Origin of the sequence: Rahnella perminowiae (assembly GCF_019049755.1) — a bacterium.
Taxonomy (GTDB): Bacteria; Pseudomonadota; Gammaproteobacteria; order Enterobacterales; family Enterobacteriaceae; genus Rahnella; species Rahnella perminowiae.
On sequence record NZ_JAFMOS010000479.1, the window covers coordinates 1 to 11,821 of the forward strand.

An 11,821-nucleotide genomic window follows, 5' to 3' on the forward strand; every position below is an offset into this window, starting at 1 on the left:
GGATAACATTTCCATTCGGAAACTTGCTTCTTTCATTTTTATTTTGCGATCGCGACGGCATCACAAAAATTAAATTCCTCACGACATATTGCAAAAATAAAAAACCTGTGCAAATCTTGGGCAATCCGATATTGCAGATAATAGTCCGATATACCAGACTACTGCCATGCCGTACAAATGGGCATTCTCAGAACAAAAAGGAGCAGTGTTGCATGACGATCAAACGTTATGGTATTGAAGGCGGCACCGGTACCGGTGGGCAAAAACTGCCGTTCGCACGAGCAGTAGAGGCCGATGGCTGGCTATATATCTCGGGTCAGACACCAATGCGCGAGGGCGAAGTGGTGGAAGGCGGCATCATCGAACAGACCCGGTTGGCGTTTGATAACTGCCTGTCCATTATGCGTGAGGCAGGTTATACAGTGGAGGATGTGGTTCACGTTACAGCGGTATTAACTGACGCACGTTACTTCAGTTCATTTAATAAAGTTTTCAGCGATATATTTACCGGAAATCCACCGGCACGTATTTGTAGCGTGCAGGATTTAGTCGTCGACTGCAAAGTGGAAGTAGATATGAAATGCTTTCGTGCCGATAGAAAATAATATTATTAATCTGATAACTACCTGAGATTTTTATTTATTCGCCAACACCACGGCAGTCCGTTAATAACTCATGTTTTTCATGTTGTCTCTATTTAATAAGCGAGAAAAATAATGAATGCAATTTCGTTAAAAATCATCGCCGGAACGCTGGTCATGCTGGCCGTTGCCGGTTGTACTCCCACGGAAGAAAAAAAAGAGGCGGGTGCGGCACCTCAATCGGCGCTGCAAACCGTATTGCAACGTGGCACGCTGCGCGTGGGTGATTGCCTGAGTTTCGCTCCTTTCGGCTTTTACGATAAAGACGGCAATCCTGATGGTTATGACGTCGATTTGGCGAAAGCGCTGGCGAAAGAGATGGGTGTGAAACTGGAGATGGTGAACACCACCAGCGCCAACCGCATCCCTAACCTGCAAACCAACAAAGTGGACGTGGTGTTCTGTAACTTCACACGTAATCTGGAACGCGCCAAAGAGATCGGCTTCACCAATCCGTATGTGGTGGCAAGCGAAGCGATGCTGGTCCGTAAAGAGAGCGGTATCAAATCGGCGCATGACATGGCCGGAAAAACCATCGCGACGGTGAAAGGGTCAACCAATGGTGACGAAGTGCGCAGCATGGGTATCGACGTGAAAATTCAGGAATACGATTCCTCTCAGGCAGCGATCCTTGCCGTGAAACAGGGTCAGGCTGATGCGATGATCGAGGATAACAACTTCCTCGCTTATCAGGCCAAGCTTGATCCGACGCTCGCCGTCACCAACGAAGCGCTGGTGCCGCTGGAGTACAACGCTTTTGGCGTGAAACAAGGAGACCAGGCGTGGCTGAACTACCTGAATGAGTTCCTGTTTGAGATCAACGCTTCCGGTGAGAATGCCAGATTGTATCAAAAATGGTTTGGCGATAAACCGCGTTATCCACTGAACCCGCAATTCTGATCACCTGCGGCGTGGCAGCTTTTGCTACGCCGCAGGAAGGAGTCCATTCATGAGTTATCAATGGCTAACCCTGTGGAGTTATGGCGAGACTTTCCTGACCGCCGCCTGGCTCACGCTGCAGGTCACTCTTCTCGCTTTCATGCTGGCCGTCGCACTCGGGTTGCTGGCAGCACTGGCGAAAGCTTCCGCGTTAGCTCCGCTACGCTGGCTGAGTCACTGCTACGTCGAATTCATCCGTAATACGCCGGTGTTGCTGCAAATTTTCATTATCTTTTTCGGTCTGCCCTCGCTCGGCGTCACCATGAGCGCCTTTACTGCTGGCGTGCTGGCACTGGGCATTAACGTCGGTGCTTATTTGTCGGAGATCTTTCGTGCCGGGATTCAGTCCGTGCCGAAAGGACAGCTGGAAGCCGCGTGGATCCTCGGTATTCCGCGCCGTCAGTTGTTTCTCAGCGTAGTGTTACCCCAGGCCGCACGCGCGGTGTGGCCAGCCATTATCAATAATCTGATCCAGTTGCTACTGGGTACTTCGCTGCTGTCGGCGATTGCCTTACCCGAACTGACCGGCACGGCAACGGTGATCAACGCCCGTACCCTGCTCTATATCCAGACTTTCAGCGTGGTGACGGTGGTGTATTTGCTGCTCAGCAACCTGTTTGCCTGGCTCGGTAATCTGGCAGGACGACGGATGTTTCATCCGCCGCTGGTTACCCGGGTAAAAAAGCCCGCCTGGTGGGCAAGAAAATGGCTGACTAACCCACTGAAGCGGGAGAACGCGCTATGAACGACCTGATCACCAGCTCGTTACCGCTGTTGCTGAAGGGGCTGGGTGTCACCCTGCTTCTGTCGGTGGCGGCGATTATCGGCAGTACCCTACTCGGTCTGCTCACCGCCGTGCTGCGAACCAGCCGTTTGCCAGTCGCACAACAAGTTGCCGTGTTATATACCGAGCTTTTCCGCGGAACCCCGGTATTGATCACCCTGATGTTTATCTACTTCGGCGTGGCGTATTTCGGCTATGAAATCAATCTGTTTGCTGCCGGGATACTGGGTCTGAGCATTTATCAGGGCGCGTATATCGCTGAAGTGTTTCGTGCCGGGATCGAAGCGGTGCCGAAAGGACAATGGGAAGTCTCGTGGATCCTCGGCCTGTCTAAATACCAGACCTTTTTTAGCGTGATCCTGCCACAGACACGCGGCATTGTGCTGCCGCCGCTGGTGGGCCAGTATCTTTCTCTGATTAAGGATACGTCGATCGTCAGCATGATCGGCATGTCTGAGCTAATGCATCAGGGGCAGGCCATTGTCGATCGCATTGGCCAGCCGGTGGTGATCTACGGTCTGGTGGCCGTGCTGTACTTCGTTGTGTGTTTTCCGCTTTCCCGTTGGGTTCAACATCATCAAACCAGGAGTCAGTTATCATGAGCAAATCCGCCATTACGCTGAGCCGTATTACTAAATCGTTTGGTACCACTCAGGTACTGAAAGAGATCAGCCTTGATGTTTCGCCCGGCGAAGTGCTGGTGCTGATTGGCGCATCGGGTTCAGGAAAAAGTACCGTACTGCGCATTATGAGCGGACTGGAAACAGCCGATGGGGGGGAAATCTGGGTCAACGATGTGCCGCTGCACGACAATAAACGCAACCGGGAAATTTGTGGTCATGTCGGGATGGTGTTCCAGCAGTTCAACCTGTTTCCCCACAAAACCGCGCTCGGTAACGTGACACTGGCGCTGATTAAAGCGCAGAAACTGTCTGAAGCCGAAGCGAATAAACGCGGCATGGCAGCCCTGACCCGCGTCGGTCTGGCTGAGCGCGCACACTATTATCCAGCGCAGCTGTCAGGTGGACAACAACAGCGCGTAGCCATTGCCAGGGCGCTGGCGGTTGAACCTAAAATTATGTTTTTTGATGAAGCAACTTCGGCGCTCGATCCCGAACTGGTCGGCGAAGTGATGGAGGTGATGCGCAGCCTGGCGCGTGAAGGTATGACGATGGTCGTGGTCACGCACGAGATGGGTTTTGCGCGCAAAACCGCTGACCGCGTGGTGTTTATGGATCAGGGTGTAATTGCTGAACAGGGATCGCCTGAGCAGATTTTCGTTCATCCACAGAATCCCCGCACTCAGCAATTTTTGTCACGTGTGCTTGAGCATTAATTGGAGGCGCTATGTCAATTCATTTTCCGCTGATGGCAGATGGTCTGCTGGATGCGATCCAACCCGCGCCACGCTTTAAATCTGTTGCAGGCCGCGGCGATGCGCCGTTACCGGCTGGCACGCCGATATTTGCCAGCAACATGGTGTTTTCCCCGCTGATGCTGATGAAGCAATCGGCGCTGGAAAATAATCTGCGTCAGCTGGCAGATTTTTGTCATGAACAGGGTGTGATGCTGGCGGCACACGCTAAGACGTCTATGTCTCCGGCGATCCTGCGTCGTGCCGTCACTGAAGGCGGTGCCTGGGGATTGAGCGCTGCCACCCCGGCGCAGGTACGGGCGCTGCGCCAGTTTGGTATTCGCAACGTATTTCTCGCTAATCAGCTGGTCGACCCCGCCGGTATTCACTGGATAGGCGAATGGCAAAAGCAGCATCCCGACCATGGCTTTCTTTGCTACGTCGATTCAATGCAAGGAGTTCGTTTGCTGGAGCAACATCTCAGCGACAGCCGCATTGCGGTACTGCTGGAGATGTCCGTCAGTGGCGGACGTACCGGCTGCCGTACCCAGCGCGAAGCGCTGGAGATCGCGACCGCGATCGCTGCCTGCCCTGCCCTGCAACTGGTCGGCGTAGCGGGTTATGAAGGTGCGCTTGGGGCGGAGCGTGACGCCACCGGTATCGCCAGGGTGCAAGATTATTGTCAGATGCTGATCGCCACCGCTGCGCTGCTGGCCGAGAAGCAGCTGTTCAGCAGCGACACCATTATTCTCAGCGCCGGTGGCGGTGCCTGGTTTGATGTGGTCAGTACCTGTTTTACCGAAGCCCGGCTGTCGCTACCGATCACACCGCTGATCCGATCGGGTGCCTATATGGCACACGATAACGGGTTATATGCCCGCATCGCCCCGTTTTCCCAACCTGATGCCCGGTATCATTTTGAGGCAGCGCTGGAGATCTGGGGACGGGTGTTATCTCGCCCCGAGCCAGGGCTGGCGTTTGTTGATTTTGGACGCCGTGATGTGCCCTTTGACCAGGACCTGCCGAATCCGCTGTGGGTGCGCAATGTTGATGGCAGCGCCCCTCGTGCGGCTTCTGGCATGCGTATCCGCGAGGTGAACGATCAACATGCATATTTGTTGCTGTCGGATGAGGATACATTAAAGCCTGGTGATTGGGTGGGCTGTGGTATTTCACATCCCTGTACCGCGTTCGATAAATGGCGGTATTTGCCATTGGTAGATGATGAATATTGCGTCACAGACTCACTGGAAACAGCATTCTGAGTGAAGCATCGAATCATAGCGATGGAGGCGCAGGTTCAGACTGCTTACTGCAGATAGTTACTATGCGCGCGGAGAGACTTCATTTAATGCGGATGAATATTTCAATAAATTTTCACATCCCGTCACCTGCGGGTAAGGCCGGCAAACCAGCATCATTTTGTTCTTCGGTTCAAAGCCATGATCAATCATGCAGCGTTGGGTTTTTGCTGTGCGTCCAATGCTGGCGACTGCCAGATTCGACCCGAGCGGTTTTGGATAACCGCAGGCGTACATCACCGGCAGCGCTTCCCGATCATTGGCAACTTGCGTCGACAATCCTCCCCCTGGCGCGCCCACCTTACGCCAGGTGACCTGCATGTCCTCATACCGGCTGGAATCCGGTTTAATCGGATAGAAACCTTCATCAGCTTCAAACGGCAGCGCTTCGAGCTGGGACTGACTGAGCGGATGTCCCTGTTTTTTTTCAACGCAGGCGGGAAGTTTTCCCATCACCTCACAAAAATCAAACCCGTCCTTACGTGTAAAACCCAAACGCTGCATACAAAGGAATTGCAGTGCCTGCTCATTTCTGGGCAGGTTATTCAGTGTATAGCCAACCGGATCACCACATTGTGTCATCGCGGCTTTTACCCCCTCTTCCGTCGTAGAAGGACGTTCCCATTGAGTGAATTCAGCTGCGGGAGGACAGCCGGTAAGCAAAAATACCGAGATAACCAGTGCAGGAAAGGCAACCCGCTGTGCTTTACTGAACATAGTGATCCTTACTTATTCATAATCATGCGTGTGAATAGTCATGAGTGCGGCGTTGAAAAATACCATTTTTAAATGTACATTGAGTTGTACAACTGGGGTGTACATTTCATTGAGGTGATAACGATGCAAGCGATAAATTTTACAACGGCCCGAAATGAACTGGCAGCGGTCCTTGATGGCGTGTCCGGCGGTGAACCTATCATGATCACACGCCGGTCCGCAAAACCTGTCATTGTCATTGATGCTGAGCAATATGAAAAAATGCAAAAAATACAGGCGGAATCGGATTTTGACTGGTTGTTTACTGAACATGGCCAAACGCTTGAAGCACTCAAAAACCGATGATTTATTTTCTTTCCAGTAAAGACATCATCAGTATTCACGAACGTATGATTGCAGCTTACGGAGGTCTTGCAGGCTATGCCGATCCTGGCCGGATAGACAGTATGGCAACCCGAATTTTAAACCGCCACATTTATGAAGGCGAGAATGATATATACGTTCTGGCTGCTGCATACCTTCTGGCCATAGCGCGGGGACATTGTTTCAATGACGCAAATAAAAGAACGGCATTTGCATCAACAGTTTTGTTCCTGCGCCGTAACGGGATTTCTCTTCGGTTTTCTCCAGACCATGAAGAGTTGACTGTCGCTGCAGCGCAGGGGAATCTGGATGTGTGGCATATTGCTGGAATCCTGAAACAGTCTATCTGAAAATTAATTCCCACCTTTTAATACGTGTAATTAACATTCTGTGGCTGATAACACCAGGGGAAGCTCTTCAAAGAAAGGGTTATTGAGGCGATCAGTTTTCCTCTTTAACTGCTCAATGCAGAAAAATCCTAAACGTGTTATCAGATACTCATATCCTTCCCTTATTTATGGTTAATCTCCCTTTCCTTTTCTAGGCTTAATTTGCTCAACCCATATTTCATCGATTTGAATGAGGAAACTTCATGTTTAAACATATCAAGCAGTTGCAATATACGGTTCGTGTCGCAGGGCCGAATCCCGGCTTAGCAAATTTATTACTCGAGCAATTTGGCGGTCCTCAGGGAGAGCTGGCGGCAGCCTGCCGCTACTTCACGCAAGGGATTGGAGATGACGATCCGGGCAGGAAGGATCTTTTACTCGACATTGCCACCGAAGAGCTCAGTCATCTGGAAATTATCGGTACTATTGTCGGTATGCTGAACAAAGGCGCAAAAGGTGAGCTGGCTGAAGGGACCGAAAAAGAGGCAGACCTTTATCGTTCTCTCACCGGTGGAGGGAATGATAGCCATATTACCTCTCTGCTGTATGGCGGCGGTCCCGCACTGGTTAACTCTGCCGGCGTGCCGTGGAGTGCTGCTTACATTGACACCATCGGCGAACCTACAGCGGATCTGCGTTCAAACATTGCGGCGGAAGCCCGCGCAAAAATCGTGTATGAACGCTTAATCAATGTAACAGACGATCCGGGGATTAAAGACGCGCTCAGTTTTCTTATGACCCGTGAAGTCGCGCATCAGCAGTCCTTTGAAAAAGCGTTATACGCGATCCAGGATAATTTCCCGCCGGGCAAATTACCGCCGCTGCCACAATTTTCTCAGGTCTATTACAACATGTCAGAAGGTGGCACTGTCCGTGGTAGCTGGAATTCTGATAAGACATTCGAGTATGTTGACCAGCCTCAGCCTGCGGTTGATGGCGGAACGGGTGAAGCCTCGGTCAGCCTGGATGCAACACAGCAGTCCCAGTTGGATGCGATGAAAGCACGTACCCAGTCTGACCCGTCGATAAACCCTGTCACGGGCGCTGAGCTTGGTTCCACCGGCCCTATTGAAAACACCAAGCCAGATATCATCAAGCCTAAGACCTGAATATCCTAATCAGTGCCTGCCGCCTGTATACGCAGGCGCTGATTATAGGGATATATGAATATCGGTCCTCAATATTCCACAGCGATAGATGATGTCAGAAATGAAATAACAGGGGGTATTCTATGCCTTTAGTCGTGGTTACGGGGGGGACCGCGGGTGTTGGGCGAGCCACGGCATTATGCTTTGCACAGCATGGTTATGATGTGGCTGTTATTGCCCGTAGCCAGCAAGGTCTCACAGCAACAATCAAAGAAATTGAATCGACAGGCGTCCGCGCGCTTGGGATGAGTGCAGATGTTGCCGACACCGGTCAGATGGAAGATGCCGCGACTCAGATTGTTAATACCCTTGGGCCAGTCCATGTCTGGATAAACGCCGCCATGTGTACGGTCATCTCCCCTTTCACTGAAATGAGTCAGCAAGAATATCAACGTGTTACAGATGTCACTTATCACGGTGTCATTAATGGCACGCGGGAGGCGTTAAAAATTATGTCATCTCAAAACGTCGGGCATATTATTCAAATTGGCTCAGCCCTGGCGTATCGATCTGTTCCCCTGCAATCTGCCTATTGTGGTGCGAAAGCCGCTATACGGGGATTTAGTGACGCACTGCGTTCAGAGCTTATCCACTCAAAATCAACTATCCGGCTGACGATGGTGCATCTCCCCGCCGTTAACACGCCGCAGTTTGAATGGTCGCGTAACAAGCTGCCCCGGACCACCCGTCCGGTAGCCCCGGTTTACCAGCCGGAAGCGATAGCGGAGGCCATATACAAAGCCTCTCTTTTAGCCCCGAGGGAATTATGGGTCGGGATATCCACTGTACAGTCCATTCTTGGCAATATGTTTTTCCCGGGATGGCTGGATAAGCTGATGTCCCAAAAAGCATGGGGAGGACAAATGCAGTCAGAACCTCACCCGATAAATGAAGACGATAATCTCTATACGCCTGTTGAAGGTCATCACACAAGCAAGGGAAAGTTCAGCGGTGAAGCGAAGGACAGTGTTATTGCCATCGATCCCGCGCGAACGGGTAAAGTGGCGCTGACAATGTTTAGCGCCGTTTTTTGTGCCCTATTATGGCGAAAAAGCGGCAGGAAAAAGTAATTCGGTATTGCATACGTTGCATTCATTCGTGAGTGAATTTGAGCGTAAACCAGCGGTAGCCGTAGCCATTGACCGGAAACCTGTCTGTTGCTTTCAATAGTCCTGACTTAGCATATTCTTCATCGGCAAGCAGTTCGGTGAGCATCATAATTTCTGGCTCGTTTAGCTCAACCTGCACTTTTTTATCGCTTAAATTGGTAATCATCAGCAAAGCATCCCCGTCATAGTCATAACGAATGGCAAAAAGGGAGGGCATTTTCATATCGATGATTTTATGAGTACCGGACCCTATTTCTTTGCACCCTAGCCGCGTCCGGGCCATGTTGCTGACAAGATGCAGCAGTGAATGGTTTTGAATTTGTGATTTACTGACGTTCACAAGCCGGTAACGGTTGGGTCCTCTTACCATCACTGGTGCGATCAGTTTATCGCGTTCAGCTTGAGAAAAACCGGCATTCCGGGTGGTGTCCCACTGCATGGGTGTTCTTACAGCATTCCGCTCGTTCAGGGACAGATTCTCGCTCATGCCAATTTCATCACCATAGCGAATAACAGGTGTGCCCGGTAATGAAAATAACACCGAATATGCCATAGCAATTTTTGCTGTATCATTTTCAAACATTGAAGCTAAGCGTCGTCTCAGTCCGCGCTGATAGATATGCGTATCCTGTTCAGGACCAAATTCTTTTATAACATCACGTCGTTCTGCCGGGCTTAATCCCGCCAGATCCAGTTCATCATGGTTACGCAACCAGTTAGCCAGACAGGCCCTTGCCGGTGGGGTGGGAATATCATCCAACGCCTTAACCAAGGGGCGGGCATCTTTATGTGCGAAGGAAAGAAACATCGCCTTGTTTAGTGAGAAACTCAGTAACATATGCAGGCGATCATTATCGCCAAAATAATCGCTATATTGCTGTGGCGGAACATCAACCTCGCCCAATAAAATAGTTTCGGGGTGCCGGACGGCGACAAAATTTCGTAAATGATTCAGTAACCCGAGACCTTTTTTGACATCTCCTTTTCCGGCTTGTTTTATCAGGTGCGAAGCGGCATCAAGCCTGAATCCGGAAACACCCAGCCGGAGCCAGTACAGGATCACCCGCTCAATTTCATTTATCACGGCGGGACAAGCCAGATTTAAGTCCGGCTCATCATGATAAAACATATGTCGATAATACTGCTGCGCAGTCTCATCCCAGCTCCAGACACTCTTTTCTACCCCGGGAAACATGGGAGGATCGTCATTTTCAGGGGGTTCATCTGCCCAGATATAATAATCGCGGTACGGCGAATGACGGTCTTTCCGGGCTTCCTGAAACCATCGATGTTCGCTTGAGGTATGCTGTAAAATTAATTCAATTATCACCCGCAGTCCCATTTCTTCAGCCTGTTCAAGCAGCATCACCATATCGGCGATATCACCAAAACGCGGATCTACTGTGAGATGGTCCTTTACGTCGTATCCGTCATCTCGGAAAGGAGTCAGATAAAAAGGTGTCAGCCAGAGTGCATTAGCCCCCAGACCACGAATGTAATCAAGGTGTTTAAGAATACCGCTGATATCGCCAATTCCGTCGTTGTTCGCATCAAAAAAATAAGCGGTATCAACCTGATAAATAATGGCATTTTTATACCAGTCACTGTTCATCGCTTCACTCTCTGTTTTAAACCCTATTCTGAACCGTGCTTATAATAACTTTAGCGGCAAATAATGATTTCGCGACAATCAGCGGCTACGTCTTCGCCAATATAGCTATTTTTTCTTACGCCGCCATTTCTGCAGCGGCCCAACCGTAACACCATGCAGCAGTACGCTGAACGTTATTAATGTCACTGCGCAGTTAACCATTCTGGTTACTTCTTCGCCTTGCAAACCGTGAAGAAGGGCAAAAGCGATATAATTAATACTGCCAATACCCCGAATACCTAACCACCCCATCATCATTCGCTGTTTCCAGGAATAGGCCATTTCCCAGGTCATCAGTAACATGGCTATCGGACGCACAACCACAAACAACCCCACAGCAAGCATCAGCCCATCAATATCCCAATGCAGCGCTAACGTCATGCCCAATAAAATAACTAAGGTTGCAGCCAGCAGCCGTTCGACCGTGTCCCCAAAAGATAACGCGTCACCGATAACTAATCCGACGGACTTCACCGGCCCCTGTTCCTCAAGACGGTGCCGGGAATGAGGATTTACCATCGTTTCGGCGGGAGGGATTTCACCGTTCTCATCATCCTGTTTATGGCGTTTTTGTACGCTAACTTCAGCGCTGCGCAGCCCAACCCCGGCCGCGAAAGCGGCCAGAAAAGCCGAAGCGTTTATATAGGTCGCCAGTGAGAAGCTCAGGGCCATCAGTGCGAGCGCAATGAAATCACTGGGAGCTACATCCTGTTGTAAATGTCGTGAGCGTGTCGCGAGCAGGCCAACGCCCCTGCCCAGCCCGAAGCCGAGGGTCAGACCTGCGAATAATCCCCAAAGCAGGTCAACGGACAGCCAGTGGATCCACTGATCAGCGGAAAGAGGGGCTTCATTTGCATGAAAGAAAATCAATGCCAGCATCAACAGAGGTAATGCCGTCCCGTCATTGAGACCGGCTTCGCTGGATAATGACAACCTGAGCCAGTCACTGTCTCTGGCGTCATTGACAGCCACCAGGCTGGCTAACACCGGATCGGTAGGCGCGACAATCGCGCCAAAGGCCAACGCGATGGGCCAGGAAAAGCCCGCCAGATAGTGTGCAATAAGCATCATACCGCCGACGGTTAATAACATGGTGGGAAGCGCCAGAACCACGCCAATTTTCCAGACCGGCGCACTAAAGGAAAAACGCAATTTTAACCCGGTAATAAACAATGATGCCGCCATAGCAATTTCCGTCGCCCGGCTGATCATAGAGGTATGCCTAAAAACATCGATATTTACCAGTCCCAGTCCCCATTGACCACAAGCGATACCGACAACTAAATAAAGACCGAACATAGGCACAGGCGTTCTATTTAACCAGCCAGTCAGCATCGACATAGTCAGTAGAAGGATGCCAGCCGCAATCATCCAGTCGAGAAAATTCATCTCTCACCTCCTGCACTGCTTTCTTGTATATGATTC

The 11,821-nt window shown here is 50.7% G+C and carries 13 protein-coding genes; 10 read left to right on the forward strand and 3 right to left on the reverse strand.

The features are described 5' to 3' along the window. Positions 1–212: 212 nt before the first annotated feature. The 6 genes from J1785_RS09080 (at position 213) to J1785_RS09105 (ending at position 4,983) form a co-directional block, all read left to right on the forward strand. Positions 213–605 (forward strand): RidA family protein, encoded by a 393-nt coding sequence (locus J1785_RS09080; RefSeq protein ID WP_129955407.1) that lies wholly within the window; start codon positions 213–215, stop codon positions 603–605. Between the two features lie 111 nt (positions 606–716). Beyond that, a complete protein-coding gene (locus tag J1785_RS09085; RefSeq protein ID WP_129955409.1) occupies positions 717–1,541 on the forward strand; it encodes an ABC transporter substrate-binding protein in 825 nt (274 codons plus the stop codon). 49 nt (positions 1,542–1,590) lie between these two features. Further along, on the forward strand, positions 1,591–2,325 hold the full coding sequence (locus J1785_RS09090; protein ID WP_129955411.1) for an amino acid ABC transporter permease: 735 nt from the start codon (positions 1,591–1,593) through the stop codon (positions 2,323–2,325). Next, on the forward strand, positions 2,322–2,966 hold the full coding sequence (locus tag J1785_RS09095; RefSeq protein ID WP_129955413.1) for an amino acid ABC transporter permease: 645 nt from the start codon (positions 2,322–2,324) through the stop codon (positions 2,964–2,966). Before J1785_RS09090 ends, J1785_RS09095 begins: the two co-directional genes overlap by 4 nt. Next, positions 2,963–3,700, forward strand: coding sequence for an amino acid ABC transporter ATP-binding protein (locus J1785_RS09100; RefSeq protein WP_217138045.1), 738 nt, complete (start codon positions 2,963–2,965; stop codon positions 3,698–3,700). The genes J1785_RS09095 and J1785_RS09100 overlap by 4 nt, the downstream gene beginning before the upstream one ends. A gap of 11 nt (positions 3,701–3,711) precedes the next feature. Next, positions 3,712–4,983, forward strand: a complete 1,272-nt coding sequence (locus J1785_RS09105) for an alanine racemase (RefSeq protein WP_217219261.1) — start codon at positions 3,712–3,714, stop codon at positions 4,981–4,983. A 60-nt stretch (positions 4,984–5,043) separates the two neighbouring features. On the opposite strand, the gene J1785_RS09110 is transcribed toward J1785_RS09105, so the two are convergent. Then, complete coding sequence (locus J1785_RS09110) at positions 5,044–5,736, reverse strand: hypothetical protein (protein ID WP_217219262.1); 693 nt, start codon at positions 5,734–5,736, stop codon at positions 5,044–5,046. 123 nt (positions 5,737–5,859) lie between these two features. On the opposite strand from J1785_RS09110, the gene J1785_RS09115 reads away from it, so the two are divergent. The 4 genes from J1785_RS09115 to J1785_RS09130 all read left to right on the forward strand — a co-directional run bounded on the left by J1785_RS09115 (position 5,860) and on the right by J1785_RS09130 (position 8,706). Further along, entirely contained in the window at positions 5,860–6,081 is a 222-nt protein-coding gene (locus J1785_RS09115) for a type II toxin-antitoxin system Phd/YefM family antitoxin (RefSeq protein ID WP_129955421.1), read from the forward strand. Beyond that, on the forward strand, positions 6,078–6,449 hold the full coding sequence (locus J1785_RS09120) for a type II toxin-antitoxin system death-on-curing family toxin (protein ID WP_217219263.1): 372 nt from the start codon (positions 6,078–6,080) through the stop codon (positions 6,447–6,449). The genes J1785_RS09115 and J1785_RS09120 overlap by 4 nt, the downstream gene beginning before the upstream one ends. Before the next feature lie 242 nt (positions 6,450–6,691). After that, entirely contained in the window at positions 6,692–7,597 is a 906-nt protein-coding gene (locus J1785_RS09125) for a manganese catalase family protein (RefSeq protein WP_217157031.1), read from the forward strand. A gap of 122 nt (positions 7,598–7,719) precedes the next feature. Then, on the forward strand, positions 7,720–8,706 hold the full coding sequence (locus J1785_RS09130; RefSeq protein WP_217219264.1) for an SDR family oxidoreductase: 987 nt from the start codon (positions 7,720–7,722) through the stop codon (positions 8,704–8,706). A gap of 22 nt (positions 8,707–8,728) precedes the next feature. Here J1785_RS09130 and J1785_RS09135 read toward each other — a convergent pair whose 3' ends face one another. Both J1785_RS09135 and J1785_RS09140 read right to left on the reverse strand, forming a co-directional pair. Then, complete coding sequence (locus J1785_RS09135) at positions 8,729–10,357, reverse strand: alpha-amylase family protein (RefSeq protein WP_217219265.1); 1,629 nt, start codon at positions 10,355–10,357, stop codon at positions 8,729–8,731. Between the two features lie 105 nt (positions 10,358–10,462). Beyond that, on the reverse strand, positions 10,463–11,785 hold the full coding sequence (locus J1785_RS09140) for a cation:proton antiporter (protein WP_217219266.1): 1,323 nt from the start codon (positions 11,783–11,785) through the stop codon (positions 10,463–10,465). Positions 11,786–11,821: the final 36 nt, after the last annotated feature.